This is a genomic window from Hyphococcus flavus, assembly GCF_028748065.1.
In the GTDB taxonomy this organism is placed as follows: Bacteria; Pseudomonadota; Alphaproteobacteria; order Caulobacterales; family Parvularculaceae; genus Hyphococcus; species Hyphococcus flavus.
In genome coordinates this window covers 2,319,629-2,335,833 of record NZ_CP118166.1, presented here as the reverse complement: position 1 = coordinate 2,335,833, position 16,205 = coordinate 2,319,629, and the positions used below count along the sequence as shown (strand labels likewise).

Genomic DNA, 16,205 nt, shown 5'->3' with positions numbered 1-16,205 from the left:
AAACTAGGCCCTGCGCAGCGCGTGTAAACAACGCGCAGCAGCCAAAAGCTGTTTACTCTGCTGCGGCGGCGGCAGGTTTCTTATCATCCGCTTGCGCTTCTACATCAGCATCAGCTTTTTTGCGGGTTGTCTTGCGTGTGGTGCGCCGTCGGCGGGGCTTCTTTTCGGCTTCGTCGCTTGCGGCTGCCTCAGTTGTCTCATCGGCTTTTTCTTCAGAGGCCGCATCTTCTTCGGTCGCTGCATCCTCTGCCGCGCCATTGCTGCGTTGTGCGCGTCCGCGCCGATTTTCACGACCGTTTGTATTCTCACGGCTGTTTTCCCGGCTGCCGTCGCGTTGCTCATCGTTCCCAACAGATGGCTGTTCGCCCTCGCCTTCTTGCGCAGAAGGCTGTTGCTGCTGTTGTTGCTGGTTCGCCTGTGCGGCGCGAATCAACCGGAAATAGTGTTCTGCGTGCTGAAGGTAGCTTTCGGCCTTGATCCTGTCGCCTGCAGAAGAAGCGTCGCGCGCCAACGCCTGGTACTTATCATATATCTGATTGGCTGTGCCGCGTATGCGGACATCTGGTCCATTTGAATCAAGCGCTCTGTTCGGATTAGGACCGCCGGGACGGCGGCGTTGATTACGGCCACGCTTCATAAGATTGCCTTTTACATATTTCCCCTACGAAAGCCGTAAAACGACCGGCTGTTCGCGTTTACATCAATGTCCGGATCAAGCGGCGCATCCGCGCCCGTTTCTTCATTCTGGTGTCTTGTTCGTTTCGCAGCATTGCTGCGGATTCACAGAGCCGACTGTTTCCTTATTGGGACCTGACGGTGTCGGATTTAAGATTTGGGCCGCCCCTGAAACCAAGCTCGACGGCGTTGCACCCGTATCTTGATGCGTATGATAAGGGCTTGTCCGGACAATTCAATCCCTATTTTGTCCTTTTCTCCGGTCAAATCCGACCCCGCGCCGACGGCCTGCAAGGTCAAATATGGTAAACGTCTCTCCACCGCACAGGCCGGCGCCCGCTACAAGATCGGAAAGCGCCTGTGTTTGATCACTGCCGCATTCCATGAGCAAGAGCCCTTTATCGGCTAAAAACCGGGGCAATTGCGGCATGATCGTCTCATAATCATGCAGGCCATTCTCGCCGCTGAAAAGCGCGCTGTGGGGTTCGTAGCCAGCGACCCCTCTCGATAATGTCGGAAGATGGCCGTCTGGAATATAGGGCGCGTTGATCACAATAATGTCGAAAACGCCGCTCACTGGCTCAAGCCAGTTTCCAGTTAGAAATGCCGCGTGATTCGCCACCCCGAGCAGGCGCGCATTATCGCTCGCGAGCGCCACTGCGCCATCGGATATGTCGACGCCAATACCTTCCGCATTGGGGAATTCTGAAAGCAACGCACACAAGAGACAGCCTGATCCAGTTCCTAGGTCGAGAATACGCAGTGTCTCATTTCTCTCACGCCGCCCGACGGCGGCCTCAATGAGACACTCAGAATCGCTGCGCGGAATGAGAACATCAGGGGTGACGCGAAATTCAAGGCTCCAGAATTCCTTGACCCCAGTGATGTAGGCGACGGGTTCGTGATTTTTTCGGCGATTCAGGAAATCAAGGTAAGCTTCGCATTGTCGCTTACTCATATTTTCCCGCCCGCCCATGATGAGCGCTGCGTCGTCAATATCGAGGGCGCATTTCATCAACGCACGGGCATCAATGTCAGGCGTTTCGGAATTATCCAAGAACGCTGCGCCCAGACGCAACGCTTCACTGACAGAATGATTTTGGAGAGTATCTATACTCAGTGACGAAAGAGTATCAGACATCTTCCTGCATGGCCGCCAAACGATCGGCGCGATCTTGCGTACGCAATTCCTCAACGATCGGATCAAGCCCGTCGCCGCGAATGACTTCGTCGAGATTGTGCACCGTCAATCCGATGCGATGGTCGGTGACACGGCTTTGCGGAAAATTATAGGTACGGATGCGTTCAGATCGATCACCGGACCCGACCATGCCTTTGCGGGCCGCCGCCCGTTCAGCATCGGCGCGGGCGCGTTCGGCCTCATAAAGCCGCGCCCGCAACACCTTCATCGCTTTTGCCCGGTTTTTGTGCTGAGACTTTTCATCCTGCTGGCTGACAACAACGCCCGTTGGAATGTGCGTGATGCGGACTGCAGAGTCAGTCGTATTCACTGACTGGCCACCCGGCCCCGACGCCCGGAAAACATCAATACGCAGATCAGCTTCGTTGATTTCAATATCGACATCTTCCGGTTCCGGCAGGACCGCCACGGTCGCTGCTGACGTATGTACACGTCCCTGCGTTTCCGTTTCAGGCACGCGCTGAACGCGATGAACACCAGCTTCAAATTTCATTTTCGCAAAAACGCCGTCGCCAGCAATGCTGGCCTGAATTTCCTTGTAACCATTCTTGTCGGACTCGGACGCTGAAAGCACTTCGACTTTCCAGCCTTCAAGCTGGGCGTAGCGCTGATACATGCGGAAAAGATCGCCAGCGAAAATCGCCGCTTCGTCGCCGCCGGTGCCTGCACGAACCTCAAGAATGACGGAAGAATCGTCTGCTTTGTCTTTGGGAAGCAGCATCAATTGCAGGTCATGTTCTATTTCAGGCGCCTTCGCCTTCAACTCCTGCAATTCGTCATAGGCCATATCGGCCATTTCCTTGTCGTCACCATCTGAAAGCTCTTTCAGTTCCACCAACTGTTTGCGGATGCCCGATAGCTCGCGCGCTTTTTCGACCACGTCTTTTAATTCGCCGTGCTCTTTTGAAAGCTTGATGATTTCGTCTGAGTTCGACGCAGTCGCCATGGCGCTTTCAACTTGCTCGAAGCGCGACACAAGTGCGTCCAGTTTTTCCTGCGGGATCAAATTCTATTCCATTCTTTCAAGATACAAAAAACGCGCGGGAAGGATTTCCCCGCGCGCCAAAGCATGTTGCAACGCTACTCCGCAGCGACGGTCTGTTTAGCCTCTTCAGCCTGAATCTCAGCCGCGCGCTTTTCCACGAGATCGACCAGATGATCGACAAGTTCGGAATTGTCGATACGGTGATCGACCTCACCGCCGAGATAGATCATCCCGTGCTCCTTGCCGGCGCCGCCGCCGGTAAAACCGATATCGGTTTCACGCGCCTCGCCGGGCCCGTTCACCACGCAACCGATGACGGAGAGCGTCATTGGCGTCGTAATATGCGCGAGCCGTTTTTCCAACGTTTCCACAGTTTCGATGACGTTGAAACCCTGACGCGCACAGGATGGGCACGAGATCACATTGACGCCGCGATGACGCAAGTTAAGCGATTTTAGAATATCAAAGCCGGCTTTGATTTCTTCTACCGGATCGGCGGAAAGAGAGACGCGGATTGTATCGCCAATGCCCGCCCACAAAAGATTGCCCATGCCGATAGCGGACTTCACAGAACCAATGCGCAACCCGCCTGCTTCGGTCACACCGAGATGCAGCGGGCAATCAATCGCTTCCGCCAGCGCGTGATAGGCGGCGACCGTCAAAAAGACATCGGAAGCTTTCACGGAAATCTTGAATTCATGAAAGTCATTGTCCTGAAGAATCTTGGCGTGATCGAGCGCGCTTTCGACCATCGCCTCCGGACACGGCTCGCCGTATTTTTCAAGCAGGTCTTTTTCGAGCGAGCCGCCATTAACGCCAATGCGCATGGAACAACCATGATCCTTGGCGGCCTTGATGACCTCTTTGACGCGCTCTTCAGAGCCAATGTTCCCGGGATTGATGCGCAGACAAGCGGCGCCGGCCTCGGCTGCCTCAATGCCGCGCTTATAATGAAAGTGGATGTCAGCAACGATCGGCACAGGCGAGTTCTTGGCGATCGTCGACAAAGCTTCGGTGGAATCCTTGTCCGGGCAAGAAACACGCACAATATCCGCGCCGGCGTCGGCAATCTCGTTGATCTGACGGATCGTCGCCTGCGCGTCCGATGTCAGCGTATTGGTCATGGACTGAACGGCAATTGGCGCGCCGCCGCCTACGGGCACGTTCCCAACCATGATTTGCCGGCATTGGCGGCGTTCAATATCGCGCCACGGACGTAACGACATGAGACTGCCCTTCAGTTTGCTACATACCCTTTAGCGGCGGGATTATAGGCTGCCCACCGGTTTCAGGCCACGGTTTATATGATCGCAAGAGCCGGTGCAAACGCCGATTTCCGGCGTTTCCAATCGCTTAAACGGAGGTTTTTTTTAAGGCCGTTGAAACGAGAACACATGGGTGCGGTCATAAGCAGGGCGCGGCGCGCCATCGACCGTTCGAGGTTCAAAACGCCAGCGTCGAAGCGCATTGAGTGCAGCGTCATCAAAACACGCATTAGTGGAATTGGCGACGCGTTCACCAGCGATCCGTCCGCCAGCCGTCACCGTGAATGTCACCGTCACAGTCTCAATCGGCTGCGCGTTCATCGTGCAACTATGGGGGTAGACAGGATCAATTCTGTCAACAATCCGCGCCTCGACAATGTCGCCTGCGGGCCTTTCTGGAACCGGCGTCGATTGCGTCACGGCCTGCGGTTCTTCGACCGGCGCCCCGTTGTCATGAGGCGTAACCGTCCCGGACGTCGTGATCTGCCAGGCGCTCCAGACAATGAAAGCCAGTATGGCGATGAACACAGGCAACGTCATTTCACCCGGTTCCGACTCCGCCGCTTCTTCAGCCGCCCGAAATTTTTCCGTCTCAATTGGCTGAGGCGCGTCGTAGCCAGCATCGAACTTAAACTGCTCAACGATCATCCGCGCATCAAGATCAAGAAACTCTGCGTATGTTTTTACGAAACCCAAAGCATAGGCCCGCGGCGGCAGACTCTTCGCATCGACTTCTTCGATCGCCGCCAGATGCGCTTCCTTGATGTGCATGCGTGTCGCTGCATCTTTGAGTGAAATTCCACGACCTTCTCGGGTCAGACTCAAAAACAACCCTACATGTTCGACTTCGCCAAGCGCCGCATCGGTTCCCTTGCGCGCTCTGGCGTCGGCCATGTCCACAATTTCCGCTGATCCGCTCGCGTTCACGCTACGCCTCATAACTCATGCCGCTGGCGCCCCAGACTACACAAAAGCGCCGCAGGATATAACCTGAAAACATGTCAGTTAGTTAAGCAGGAATCTGTTAACCGTCGATTTATTCGAGGACAGCGCCGTTTTCGTTAAGAAATTCCAGAAACGCCGGTCTTAACGTCGCTACCGGCGCTGATTCGTGGGCTTTGAACCAGGCAGCGGCTTTCTTAACATCCAGGGAACGGACAAGCCGGCGGAACGGCCCTACGAAAGCCGCCGGCAGTGAGAACTGCCTGATGCCGACCGCCATCAGTGCAGCAGCCGTCACCGCGTCAGATGTTTGCTCTCCACAATAAGAAAGCGGCGTCCCGGTTTTGTTAACACGTTGCACCGTGTCTTGCAGAAAACTCAAAAATCCGGGATTCATCGGGTCGTACCTTCGCTGGACCCGCTCTGAGTCGCGATCAGCAGCGAAATAGAACTGCGCCAGGTCGTTACCCCCGACCGACAAAAAATCGACCTTGTCCGCAATCAAATCAGCCCGCCACGCCGAAGATGGCGTTTCAATCATGGCTCCGACTTTAATGGATTCTGGCAACGCTCTCTCGCGGCGGCGCGCGCGGTCGATTTCACGGTCAAGCAGCTCACGAATTTCATCAACTTCAGCGGGCACCGTCACGAATGGAAACATAACCCACAACTCACGCTCCGCAGCCGCCGCCAACAGCGCGCGCAATTGCGGCCGGATCATGCCCGGCCTGTCGAGCGCCATGCGCGCGCCCCGCCAACCCATGGCCGGGTTCACTTCGTTACCATGCTCCATGTAGTCCGCAGTCTTGTCGCCGCCGATATCCGCCGTACGGAAGATGACCGGCTTGCCATTCGCCAGATCCAGCGCTTCGCGATAAAGGGCTTCTTGTGAAGCTACGCTCGGCAGTTGCGAGCCGATTAGAAACTGCAGTTCCGTGCGGAAAAGACCGACACCTGCCGCGCCGGTCGCTTCCAGATAGGGCAAATCCAGGGCAAGCCCGGCGTTCATCAAAACCGTGATATCGACGCCGTCTTTTGTCTTTGTCTCAAGCCCTTTTTCGCTCGCATATAGAGCCTGACGTTCATGATATCGGGTTTGTTTCGTCCGGAACGACTCAACCGTTTCCGCGGACGGTCGAATATGGATGTCACCCGCATCGCCGTCGATGACAGCCTGATCGCCTTGTTCGACACGCTCCATAGCTTCGGGAGCGCCCGTCACCATAGGAATCTTCAACGCGCGCGCAACAATAGCCACATGCGACGTCGCCGACACTTCGCCCAGGACAAGTCCTTTTAAACGCTTGCGGTCGTATTCAAGAAGTTCCGCTGGCCCCATGGTGCGCGCGAACAAAATCGTATCATCGTAAAGTGTGCGTTTGCCGCCATTCTTTTCCCCAGACAGCAGCCGTAACAACCGGTTGGACAGATCATCAAGGTCATGCAGCCGCTCGCGCAGATACGGGTCGCGCGATTGCGACAGCCGTGCACGGTTTTCCGCTTTCACCTGTTCAACAGCGGATTCCGCTGTCAAACCGGAGAAAACCGCTGCCCGCAAACGATCTTTCCAACCGCGGTCATAAGCGAACAACCGGTAAGTTTCCAAAACCTCTCTTGAAACGCCGCTAAGAGACGCATTTGATGAAAGCATCTCATCGACGGACCGGCGAAGGTCACTTAGCCCTTCTTCAAGCCTTGATGCTTCCGCCGCCGGTTCGGCGGCGAACACTTTATGTTTTGGCGCCGGCGGCTGCAGAAACACAGCCCGTCCCAAAGCAATTCCGGAAACAATGCCGAAGCCTTTGACCTTTTCCGGCCCATGCAACATGGCGCCGACGGCTTCGGTTTCCTCCTGACTTAAAAGCTCACCTGAAGCAGAGATTTCGGCCAGCAAGGTCGCCACCGCCTGCACGGCTTCAATTTCCTCGTGCGTATATTCGCGCGCTGATTTGTTCTGAACGACCAGAACGCCAAGCGTTTTGCCGGAGCGAATTAAAGGTACGCCCAAAAATGAGTGCAACGGGTCCTCGCCTGTCTCAGGACGATACGCGAAAGCCGGATGCTTCGGCGCCTCCGACGTCACAAGCGGACTGTGGCGCGCGGCAACGAGACCCACGAGGCCTTCGCCCCATTTCAGGCGCGTTTTGTGAACCGCTTCGCGGTTCAAACCTTCTGTCGAATAAAGCTCAAGCTCGTTATCGGGACGGCGTAAGTAAATCGAACACACATCAGCAACCACATGGATGGCGATGACCCGCGTCAGATGATCCAGACGATCCTGCGCGCTGCCTTCCTTGGCGACGGCGTCACGCATGCTTTTTAAAAGCACGGTAATGCCTTGCCCGCCATGCCCGCCATGGGGCGGCCTTGTGTTTTCAATACTCATTTCAGCCGATCAATTCTGCGCGGCGTGATTAGGCGCGTCCAGGCCATAGGCCTCATGCAAGACACGCACGGCGTATTCCGCTGCATCAGCGTTAATCAATACGCTAATCTTGATTTCCGAAGTGGATATATTCTGAATGTTTATGCCCTTTTCAGCAAGGGTGCGGAACATGGTCGCCGCTACACCCGCGTGGCTCTTCATGCCGAGACCGATAACAGAAACCTTTGCAACATTCTTGTCGGATTGAAGCGCTTTGAACCCGATTTTCGGCTGTTCCGATTTTAAAAGATCAACCGCGCGCTCAATGTCACCTTCCTTGGTGGTAAAGGAGATATTCGCAAAGCCCGTTTCCCGAGACGCACTCTGGACGATCATATCGATGTTGATATTCGCTTCAGCCAGCGCATTAAAAATGCTTGCGGCGCGTCCCGGTTCATCGGGTACGGCGAGTATCGTAACGGTCGCTTCGTCAAAATCCGGCGTGACGGTGCTTACAATGTTCTGTTCCACAATATCATCCTCATCGCAGATGAGCGTTCCGGGGCCTGGCGCGTCCGGCGGGTCGAAGCTCGATAATACCCGCACCGGGACTTTAAACGCCATGGCCATTTCGACGGAACGCGTTTGCAGGACCTTGGCGCCGAGAGACGCCATTTCCAGCATTTCCTCGTAAGAGATCTTTGAAATTCGCCGCGCATGTTTCGTAAGGCGAGGATCGGTTGTGTAAACGCCATCCACATCTGTGTAGATATCGCAGCGCGCAGCGCTGACAGCAGCGGCAAGCGCAACGGCGGACGTATCCGATCCGCCACGACCCAGCGTTGAAATCCGGCCGTCTGGCGCGATCCCCTGGAAACCGGCGACGATTGCGATCTCGCCATTGTCCATCGCTTCGCCAATTGCCGTTTCGTCAATCTCGGCGATGCGCGCCTTGCCATGAGCGTTATCGGTTTTGAGCGGTATCTGCCAGCCGTGCCAGGACCGAGCGCGATAGCCGAGATTTTGCATTACCAGCGCCAGCAGGCCTGAAGTGACTTGCTCGCCAGAAGCAACAATCGCGTCATATTCCACATTGCGTGCGTCAAGCGCGGGCGCAGGCTCGCCCGCTTCCTTGCAGAGCTCGACGAGCCGGTTTGTTTCGCCGGCCATGGCGGACACGACCACGGCAACAGAGTGACCTGCATCCACCTCACGGCGGACGAAGGCCGCAACAGCGCGGATTCGCTCCAGATTGGCGACGGACGTGCCGCCGAATTTCATCACAATGCGAGCCATGAAATACGCCTGCGAAGTCTTGCCCTCTTGCCCCCGGCCCTCCAGAGGCGCAAATCTCGGCGCATGTCTAGGAAGCAGCGACCGGCAAAGCAAGCGAGGAAAAGTCAATAATGGCGCAGGATGGGTTAACAAACGCGCCTGAAATGGCACAAAATCCTGTAGGCAAAACCACTATCGACCCCGATGAAATCGAGAAGTTCTCGGTCATCGCTGACGAATGGTGGGATCCTTTCGGGAAATTCAAACCGCTGCATAAGTTCAATCCCGTGCGGCTGGCCTATATTCGCGATAGCGTCTGCACCCATTTCAGCCTGGATAGACGCGGGAACAAGCCGCTTAAAGGATTGCGGCTACTGGATATCGGTTGCGGCGGCGGTCTCGTCGCCGAACCGATGAGCAGACTAGGTGCGCATGTCACGGCGATTGACGCTTCCGAACGCAACATCAAAACCGCGATGACGCACGCCGCGCCGCTAAATCTCGATATCGACTATCGGGCAACGACGGCGGAACTCCTCGCAGAAGAAAACAGCGAGTCTTTCGACATCGTTCTCAATCTCGAAGTTGTCGAGCATGTCGCCGACGTCGATTTGTTTCTGGAAACATCGGCGCATTTGCTGAAGCCCGGCGGGATAATGATTATGGCGACAATAAACCGTACACTGAAAGCCCTGGCGCTCGCCAAGGTTGGCGCTGAATATGTTCTGCGCTGGCTCCCAGCGGGCACGCACGACCCACGAAAGTTCGTCAAACCGGAAGAGGCCAAATCTGCGCTTTCGCGCGCCGGACTAACCGTGACAGCGGAGGCTGGCGTCAGCTATAACCCATTGATGGATATATGGCGCATTTCGGAAGATACGGCGGTGAATTACATGCTGACTGCGGTGAACAACTAGGAGGACGTGTGCATGCATTCTATTCTGACTGCCCTAATGCTGTTACTGGCTGCAGATACTAGCGCCACAGACCTTCCGAACTATCGACACGCATGTGAAAACGCGACATTCGAAGCCTGGAGCACAAGTTTTAATGAAGATAGCTCATCGAGTTCAAATCATGATCGCACGGCCCAGTATTGTTTCTATGAAGGCCGAGGTGAGATCTCCGAATATCGCAGCCTTGGCCAAAGCGGTGAACCCGTTTTCCAGGGCGCCAGTATCACCCTTTGGGATAACGACCGGAGCGTCGGCCGCACATTGTGGGTGATGGTCGGCGTTGACGGACATACCGATATTCAGTTGCGTTGGGAGGGAGCGCGTCTCATGGCGGATGGTAAGGGTCACGACCCGAAAGGAGAGTTTATCGAACGTTGGTCGACGGATTTCTCAAGAGGCGGCGATCAGCATTTCGAAATGAGCCGCAGTTATGATGGCGGCGAGACGTGGATCGAACCTTTCAACATCATTGAATATCTGAAGACGCCTACTGCGCCGCCGCCCTTGCCTTCAGAATGGTCTCAGCAATTTGAAGCCTTCGCGCCGAATCTGGCGCCGGAGGGCGGCATGATCTTTCTCGACGGCACGGCATGGGGAAAGTTTTCTTTAGACGACAACGGCTCTCCTGTTGGGTTTCAATTCGCATCGGTCGCCCCAAAAAATGGAGATTGGGTCTGGCGATTGATGTCATGGACTTTTGAAAACGGTATTATATCCGTTGACGACACATCGCTGAATTAACTGCTAGCGTCCTTTTGGATACGTTATCAGACTTTCGCGGATAAAGCTGATCGTTCAGCCTGCTTACGGCGCGCCTACAATCGGCTCGAGCGTATCCCAATGCGCTTCAATTGCTTTTTGCGCGGCTTCATAGCCATCTGAAACCGCCGCCTCAAATTTTTTCCAGTCCCGCAGCTCCACGCCCGGCGCTTGCGGCGCGATCATGATGTCTGCTGGTCTTGGCGGGTCAAACCTTTCTCGCCGCGCCGTCGCCGCGCGCATCAATAGCGATACTATAGGCGGCGCTTCGCTCCATCCATGCTCCATCATCCAGGAGAAAAACCCGGACGGGTTCCGAAAGTCATCAACATTGATGACGCCCTCTCGCGCGACATCAACGCCGATGGTCAGGCCACGGTGTGACCCTGTCATAATATCCGTAGGAAAATTATTAACGACCGCGCCGTCCACCAGCAAAGAATTGTCATCGACTACAGGCGGCAAAATGCCTGGCAGAGCAATCGATGCCCGCAACGCATCACGCAGTTTGCCCGTTCTATGTATCCGCGCCGAGCCATCGACAACATCGGATGAGACGCAAAAGTAGGGAACGCTTAAATCCTCGATTTTAATATCATCAAAGTGTTTTTCGAGCCGCGTTTCAACACGTTCGCCTTTTGTGAGGGCGACAACTGGCAGGACATGATCGCCAAGGGGATTGGAGGCGACAAAAGCTTCACGAATGCGGTTTTCCATTTCTTCTTGGGGCCAGCCGATTGCGACACAAGCAGCGACGACCGCCCCCATGGATGCGCCGCAGACAAAATCGATCGGAACGCCCTTTTCCCGCATCGCTTTTATTGCGCCGATATGTGCGTAGGCTCTGGCGCCGCCGCCCGACAAGACAAGGCCTATCGACTTGCCCGCAATGATACGCGCCAGCCGATCGTAACACGCACCGCCGCGGCAGTTGATCACCCGTGACGCGCCTATCGCGTCAATCCATTCGCCTGTCGCGCCGCTATAGGCGCCCTCGTGCAGCATGATCAGGTCGACGAGCCGGAATTTTCGCGCACGGGCGCCTGCCTCCAACGTCAGGGGGAAAGGTTTGGATGGGCGGGCGTCGCGCCTCGCGAGAACCAGAAAACGGTCCGCGTGACGTTGAACGAAACGGTACCATGGCGAATGGTCAATCTTGGCGGCAAGCAGAACAACGTCATGCGCCTTTTCTGTAAGGTCAAATTCTTTGCTTTCCGGCGCCGTCTCACCCGCCGGGAACCATGTGACATTCAATTTGTAGGAAGCGATTTTATCGGCGAGCTTCTTCGCTAATGCGTTCGGATCGACCGCTGGCGACGTCGCGATCAGTGCGAATATGCGCGGAGCAGCTTGCTGAAAGCTCGCTTGCGGGTGACGCGTGCGATCCAGCACAATGCGCGCAAGCGCTGCGGCGAACGCGCCATGTTTCTGAATAAGCCGTTCAACATCTTTACGCGGTATGGAGAGGAGCTCGGTATCACGCAGGGCATAAACGCTGGCCGAATGAGGTTCGCCGGAAAGAATGGACATCTCGCCGACCGGCTCGCCCCCGCGTACGTAACCGACGACTTCTTCCCCTTCGTCGTCATCGCGTGATTTACGTACGACAATCAGTCTGCCGAACAAGTTAAAATGAAGCGCTTCGGAATCAGACCCTTGCGAAAACAGCTCCCATCCGCCAGCAATAGACTGCCAGATGCTGACATCCGCGACTGCATCAATTGTCGCCTCGTCAAGCTGAGCAAAAAAAGGAAGGTCTCTAAGATGCGCGCGAATGGTGTCCATACGCGACGCATAGGTAAACGGATTTTGGCGCCGACGCTACCGCGCGCCTAATTCAGTTTTTTGGATGACGCCGACTGTATCTTCGCCGCACCGGCTTTATCGGTCTTTTTTGGAGAGGCCGGCACCGGCGCAACCTTAACGCCCTCATCCATCAATTCCTTGACTTCTTTGCCTGAGGCTTCGCCATAGATACCGCGCTCTTTGGTTTCACCGTAATGAATCTTTCGCGCTTCCTCGGGAAATTTGTCACCGACATAGTCGAAATTCTTTTCGACATACTTGCGTGCACGCTCGACCGCTTTGGCCATATCCTGATGGACAGCAGCCAACCGTTCGCGCCGTGAGGCGGATCCTTTGGCGATTGCAGGCGCCATTACCGCTTTTCGAACTTCTGCGGAACCGCACGCCGGACACTCCACCAGACCTTCGTCCGATTGGACATCGAAATCAGCGCTATCACGGAACCAGCCCTCAAACTCATGGTCGAGGTCACAAACAAGACGATACTTAATCATAGGCTTACAATGGAGACTTCGCGGGAATGTTCAAGAGCGAGATTCGGAATGCGTCGACGAGCCTCTGCCGCCGCTGCCGGGTTTATGTCTGCAAAAACAAGGCCGGGCGCGTCATCCGGCGCTTCTGCGAGGATTTCACCCCAAGGACCGATGATCAACGAATGGCCGTAGGTTTCCCGGCCATCCTCGTGAACGCCGCCCTGGGCCGGGGCAATTACGAACGCCCCGTTTTCAATGGCGCGGGCCCTCAACAGGGTTTTCCAATGCGCTTCACCGGTCTGGCGCGTGAACGCGGCTGGCACGCACAAGACATCTGCACCGGCTTGCGCCATCGCCCGGTATTGCTGAGGAAAACGCACGTCATAACAAATACTCAGACCGAAACTGGCAATTGACGTTTTGGCGACTACTGCTTTCTGACCGGGAGCGTAAATTGCCGATTCCTTCCAGCTCTCGCCATTGGGCAGGTCAACGTCAAACATATTGAGCTTGTCGTAACGGGCGGCGATATTACCGTCCGGCCCAAATAGAAAACTGCGGTTAGCAGCCCGGCTCGGTTCCGTTTTCACGGCAAACGATCCTGCAAGCAGCCAGACGTGGTTTGACTGCGCAGCTTCTGAGAATGCTTTAATTTCCGTGAGATCGTTTTCTGACGGAAGGTCCGACAACAGACGGGACCCTTTGCGATCAATCACATTGGTCATTTCAGGCGTGGCGATAAAACTTGCGCCCGCCTCTGCTGCCTCCTTGATCAGCGCTATCGCGTCACTTGTGTTCCGTTGCCGATCGAGGCCTGACCGCATCTGCACACACGCAGCCCGGAATGAACCGTTTTCAGTCATTCAAAAGCGCATCCAGCTTGCCGTCCCGCTCAAGCGCCGCAAGCTCGTCATAGCCGCCTACGTGAATATCGCCGACAAAAATCTGCGGGTACGTCGTTTTGCCATTAGATTTGGCGAGCATCTCTTGGCGCTTGTCCTTGTCGTAAGCAGCCGAAACCTCATTCGCTTTCACGCCCTTTTTTTCGAACAAGGCGAGCGCCCTGAAGCAATAGGGACATAATGGCTTCGTATATACGGTGATTTCTTTCATATCCTGTGCGCCCAACATTCAAGAAAGCACAGCTATATGGCGCCTATACCGCCCTTTACAACCCGTGCGAGCACCAGCGCATCAACCCGGCTGGCCCCGGCCCGCTTTAGCGCCCGCGCAGCAGCCGACAGAGTGGCGCCAGTGGTCAGCACGTCGTCAACTAATACGACATGTGCACCCCTGAACTGCTGCGTCGCGGTGTCATTTTTAAATCCGAATGCGCCCGCAACGTTCCGCTTACGTCCCTCTCTGGAAAGGTCCTTCTGCGGCGGTGTCGCCCGCTTTCTGACAAACTCGCCGACAGATAACGGCGCATTGGTCTGCCGTGCTATTTCGCGGACCAATAAAGCCGACTGATTATAGCGTCGCGCAAACAGTCTTCTTTTATGCAAGGGTATTGGCGTTATGATGGATTTGCTTGTGATCATTGCGCTGCCCGCCCGTATCATCCATCGGGCGAACATCGACGCCAACTCAGTTCTGTCAGAATGTTTAAAGCCTACAATCATACGGTGGCTGGCGTCGTCATAAACCAGAGCCGCGCGCGCGCACTCGAAGTCAGGCGGCTCCGCTATGCATGACGGACACTCGACCCCTTCACCGTAGTCTGTAGCAAACGGAACCCCGCAGCGCGGACAATAAGGCTCTTCAATGAAATGGGCCGAAGCCCACGCTGTTGCGCTCAACGCATGTATCGCGCTCACTTCATCCTGTGTGACAGGACAAAGGGGCGGCATCGCCAAGTCTAGCGCGCTCGCCGCAACACTTTTCGCCCGCTTCATCATGAGATCGTCAAATTCCCGGTCACTGAACCAGCCCTGTCCCTCGGCGTTTAGAAATACTCTGCCGGTTAGTCTGGCGTCAGGCAATATGCTGCTGTCTGGTTGCGCATGCAGCTTTTCCGGCGCTAGATGCCAACTATGACTGCACCGCCTGCAATTTTTAATCGCCGCGTTTACGCTCAACGCCGGGACCGGGCCGCAAAAAACTTTGCCGCGCATGCGTTTCTCCACGAACGCGCCTTTGACGACATTATTGACCGTCTAGAGACCGTGAAACGCGACTTTCCGAACGCATTATTTATGGGCGCGGGCGATCTTCCCCAGAAGATGTCGCCAGCATGCGGCGTTGGTAAGATCTTCAATACTGATATCGCTGGGAATAGGGTTGCTCTGTGTGACCTGTCTTTTGTCGCTGACGACGAGGCGTTGCCTGTTGCGCCCCGGACCATGAACCTGATTGTCAGTCTGTTGACCTTACACATGGTCAACGATGTTGTCGGCGCACTGACCCAAGCGCGCATGGCCTTAAAACCGGATGGATTATTCGTAGCAGCCACGTTTGGCGAAGAAACGCTCTCTACATTGCGACAAGCGCTGTACAAGGCCGAAGCGGAAGTTACGGGCGGCGTAAGCGCGCGCATAGCCCCGTTCGCAACAATACAAGACTACGGCCAAGCGCTCGGCAGAGCCGGCTTTGCTCTTCCAGTTGTTGATATCGATAAAGTCCGGGTCAATTATTCCGACCCATTCAAACTGCTTCAGGATATTCGCGGCATGGGAGAAACGAGCGTGCTTCGGCAAGGCGCCAGACCACTTCGCCGCGACGTACTGATGAAAGCAATGGATCTTTTTTTGGAAAACGGCGGATCAGAAAAATTCGATATTGTCTATCTCACCGGCTGGGCGCCTCATGCAAGCCAGCAAAAGCCACTCAAGCCTGGCGCCGGAAAATCATCACTTGAAGACGCTGTAAAGGGTCTAGGCTAGTCGCCCTGCAACGTTTCGTCGATCTGATTATACATGCCGCTGGTCGTATTGGTGTAGCTACGGATCGCACCGACCACCGCAAGAAAGATCAGCGCAACGATCAACCCATACTCGATGGCTGTTGCGCCATCTTCGTCATGATGGAATGCAGCAACAAGACCCACGACTTCACGACGGCTCCTGTTCTTTCTCTTGAATATATCCATCACAACATGTCCCTCAACTGCGCCGCCAGCGGCCTGTCGGCAGGCGGCATATCCATCCCTGTCAGCGCGTCCCGCCGCACCCATTTAAGCTCTTGGCCTTCTAGCGGCCTCGGGACGCCTTGCCATTTTCTGCAGACATATAAGGGCATCAAAAGATGAAATTCCCCTGAAGCCTGCGAGGCGAACGCGACCGGCGCAAGGCAGGACGCCTCCGTATCAATGGCGAGCTCTTCCTTGAGTTCACGCACCAATGCTGCTTCCGGCGTTTCATCGTTTCCGATCTTGCCGCCCGGGAATTCCCACAGCCCTGCCAGGGGTTTTCCTTCGGGTCTGCGCGCCATCAACACTCTCCCATCACGGTCGATCAACGCGCATGCAGCCACAAGCAACAGCTTCGCCATATTTCCGCCTTAAT

At 55.5% G+C, this 16,205-nt stretch carries 17 protein-coding genes; 3 read left to right on the top strand and 14 right to left on the bottom strand.

Translation table 11 applies throughout. From position 1 onward, the window contains the following. Window positions 1–52: 52 nt before the first annotated feature. The 7 genes from PUV54_RS11125 to PUV54_RS11095 all read right to left on the bottom strand — a co-directional run bounded on the left by PUV54_RS11125 (window position 53) and on the right by PUV54_RS11095 (window position 8,729). On the bottom strand, window positions 53–637 hold the full coding sequence (locus PUV54_RS11125; protein WP_274492311.1) for a DUF4167 domain-containing protein: 585 nt from the start codon (window positions 635–637) through the stop codon (window positions 53–55). Between the two features lie 273 nt (window positions 638–910). After that, complete coding sequence (gene prmC / locus PUV54_RS11120; protein WP_274492310.1) at window positions 911–1,816, bottom strand: peptide chain release factor N(5)-glutamine methyltransferase; 906 nt, start codon at window positions 1,814–1,816, stop codon at window positions 911–913. Continuing rightward, on the bottom strand, window positions 1,809–2,882 hold the full coding sequence (gene prfA, locus PUV54_RS11115; RefSeq protein ID WP_274492309.1) for a peptide chain release factor 1: 1,074 nt from the start codon (window positions 2,880–2,882) through the stop codon (window positions 1,809–1,811). Before prfA ends, prmC begins: the two co-directional genes overlap by 8 nt. Window positions 2,883–2,956: 74 nt before the next feature. After that, window positions 2,957–4,087 carry a flavodoxin-dependent (E)-4-hydroxy-3-methylbut-2-enyl-diphosphate synthase gene (gene ispG, locus PUV54_RS11110; protein ID WP_274492308.1) on the bottom strand — a complete coding sequence of 377 codons (1,131 nt, stop codon included), beginning with the start codon at window positions 4,085–4,087 and terminating at the stop codon, window positions 2,957–2,959. 144 nt (window positions 4,088–4,231) lie between these two features. Next, on the bottom strand, window positions 4,232–5,053 hold the full coding sequence (locus PUV54_RS11105) for a TonB family protein (RefSeq protein WP_274492307.1): 822 nt from the start codon (window positions 5,051–5,053) through the stop codon (window positions 4,232–4,234). A gap of 109 nt (window positions 5,054–5,162) precedes the next feature. Further along, a complete protein-coding gene (ptsP, locus tag PUV54_RS11100) occupies window positions 5,163–7,454 on the bottom strand; it encodes a phosphoenolpyruvate--protein phosphotransferase (RefSeq protein WP_274492306.1) in 2,292 nt (763 codons plus the stop codon). Between the two features lie 9 nt (window positions 7,455–7,463). Then, on the bottom strand, window positions 7,464–8,729 hold the full coding sequence (locus PUV54_RS11095) for an aspartate kinase (protein WP_274492305.1): 1,266 nt from the start codon (window positions 8,727–8,729) through the stop codon (window positions 7,464–7,466). A 143-nt stretch (window positions 8,730–8,872) separates the two neighbouring features. Between PUV54_RS11095 and ubiG the strand changes: the two genes are divergently transcribed. Beyond that, on the top strand, window positions 8,873–9,625 hold the full coding sequence (gene ubiG / locus PUV54_RS11090; RefSeq protein ID WP_274492304.1) for a bifunctional 2-polyprenyl-6-hydroxyphenol methylase/3-demethylubiquinol 3-O-methyltransferase UbiG: 753 nt from the start codon (window positions 8,873–8,875) through the stop codon (window positions 9,623–9,625). A 12-nt stretch (window positions 9,626–9,637) separates the two neighbouring features. After that, entirely contained in the window at window positions 9,638–10,405 is a 768-nt protein-coding gene (locus tag PUV54_RS11085) for a hypothetical protein (RefSeq protein ID WP_274492303.1), read from the top strand. A gap of 63 nt (window positions 10,406–10,468) precedes the next feature. On the opposite strand, the gene PUV54_RS11080 is transcribed toward PUV54_RS11085, so the two are convergent. The 5 genes from PUV54_RS11080 to PUV54_RS11060 are packed head-to-tail and all read right to left on the bottom strand — an operon-like array spanning window position 10,469 to window position 14,684. After that, window positions 10,469–12,208, bottom strand: coding sequence for a patatin-like phospholipase family protein (locus tag PUV54_RS11080; protein WP_274492302.1), 1,740 nt, complete (start codon window positions 12,206–12,208; stop codon window positions 10,469–10,471). A 47-nt stretch (window positions 12,209–12,255) separates the two neighbouring features. Continuing rightward, window positions 12,256–12,723, bottom strand: coding sequence for a DUF1178 family protein (locus tag PUV54_RS11075; RefSeq protein WP_274492301.1), 468 nt, complete (start codon window positions 12,721–12,723; stop codon window positions 12,256–12,258). After that, complete coding sequence (locus tag PUV54_RS11070; protein ID WP_274492300.1) at window positions 12,720–13,565, bottom strand: carbon-nitrogen hydrolase family protein; 846 nt, start codon at window positions 13,563–13,565, stop codon at window positions 12,720–12,722. Before PUV54_RS11070 ends, PUV54_RS11075 begins: the two co-directional genes overlap by 4 nt. Continuing rightward, window positions 13,558–13,815: a glutaredoxin 3 gene (gene grxC / locus PUV54_RS11065; RefSeq protein WP_274492299.1), complete on the bottom strand. Its 258-nt coding sequence runs from the start codon at window positions 13,813–13,815 to the stop codon at window positions 13,558–13,560. Before grxC ends, PUV54_RS11070 begins: the two co-directional genes overlap by 8 nt. A 32-nt stretch (window positions 13,816–13,847) precedes the next feature. Then, complete coding sequence (locus tag PUV54_RS11060) at window positions 13,848–14,684, bottom strand: ComF family protein (RefSeq protein WP_274492298.1); 837 nt, start codon at window positions 14,682–14,684, stop codon at window positions 13,848–13,850. Window positions 14,685–14,735: 51 nt separating this feature from the next. Between PUV54_RS11060 and PUV54_RS11055 the strand changes: the two genes are divergently transcribed. Further along, window positions 14,736–15,584, top strand: a complete 849-nt coding sequence (locus tag PUV54_RS11055) for a methyltransferase domain-containing protein (protein WP_274492297.1) — start codon at window positions 14,736–14,738, stop codon at window positions 15,582–15,584. Here PUV54_RS11055 and PUV54_RS11050 read toward each other — a convergent pair. After that, entirely contained in the window at window positions 15,581–15,790 is a 210-nt protein-coding gene (locus tag PUV54_RS11050; RefSeq protein WP_274492296.1) for a Flp family type IVb pilin, read from the bottom strand. The two genes, PUV54_RS11055 and PUV54_RS11050, sit on opposite strands and share 4 nt — an antisense overlap. After that, the gene (locus PUV54_RS11045) at window positions 15,790–16,191 is read right to left on the bottom strand and encodes a (deoxy)nucleoside triphosphate pyrophosphohydrolase (RefSeq protein ID WP_274492295.1); all 402 of its coding nucleotides are present in this window, start codon (window positions 16,189–16,191) and stop codon (window positions 15,790–15,792) included. Before PUV54_RS11045 ends, PUV54_RS11050 begins: the two co-directional genes overlap by 1 nt. Window positions 16,192–16,205: the final 14 nt, after the last annotated feature.

Coding starts and splice junctions, on each gene's coding strand:
- PUV54_RS11070 (WP_274492300.1), bottom strand. CDS start 13,565: ATGACTGAAAACGGTTCATTCCGGGCTGCGTGTGTGCAGATGCGGTCA.
- prmC (WP_274492310.1), bottom strand. CDS start 1,816: ATGTCTGATACTCTTTCGTCACTGAGTATAGATACTCTCCAAAATCAT.
- PUV54_RS11085 (WP_274492303.1), top strand. CDS start 9,638: ATGCATTCTATTCTGACTGCCCTAATGCTGTTACTGGCTGCAGATACT.
- PUV54_RS11080 (WP_274492302.1), bottom strand. CDS start 12,208: ATGGACACCATTCGCGCGCATCTTAGAGACCTTCCTTTTTTTGCTCAG.
- PUV54_RS11055 (WP_274492297.1), top strand. CDS start 14,736: ATGACTGCACCGCCTGCAATTTTTAATCGCCGCGTTTACGCTCAACGC.
- PUV54_RS11075 (WP_274492301.1), bottom strand. CDS start 12,723: ATGATTAAGTATCGTCTTGTTTGTGACCTCGACCATGAGTTTGAGGGC.
- PUV54_RS11050 (WP_274492296.1), bottom strand. CDS start 15,790: ATGGATATATTCAAGAGAAAGAACAGGAGCCGTCGTGAAGTCGTGGGT.
- ubiG (WP_274492304.1), top strand. CDS start 8,873: ATGGCACAAAATCCTGTAGGCAAAACCACTATCGACCCCGATGAAATC.
- ispG (WP_274492308.1), bottom strand. CDS start 4,087: ATGTCGTTACGTCCGTGGCGCGATATTGAACGCCGCCAATGCCGGCAA.
- PUV54_RS11045 (WP_274492295.1), bottom strand. CDS start 16,191: ATGGCGAAGCTGTTGCTTGTGGCTGCATGCGCGTTGATCGACCGTGAT.
- grxC (WP_274492299.1), bottom strand. CDS start 13,815: ATGAAAGAAATCACCGTATATACGAAGCCATTATGTCCCTATTGCTTC.
- PUV54_RS11095 (WP_274492305.1), bottom strand. CDS start 8,729: ATGGCTCGCATTGTGATGAAATTCGGCGGCACGTCCGTCGCCAATCTG.
- ptsP (WP_274492306.1), bottom strand. CDS start 7,454: ATGAGTATTGAAAACACAAGGCCGCCCCATGGCGGGCATGGCGGGCAA.
- PUV54_RS11125 (WP_274492311.1), bottom strand. CDS start 637: ATGAAGCGTGGCCGTAATCAACGCCGCCGTCCCGGCGGTCCTAATCCG.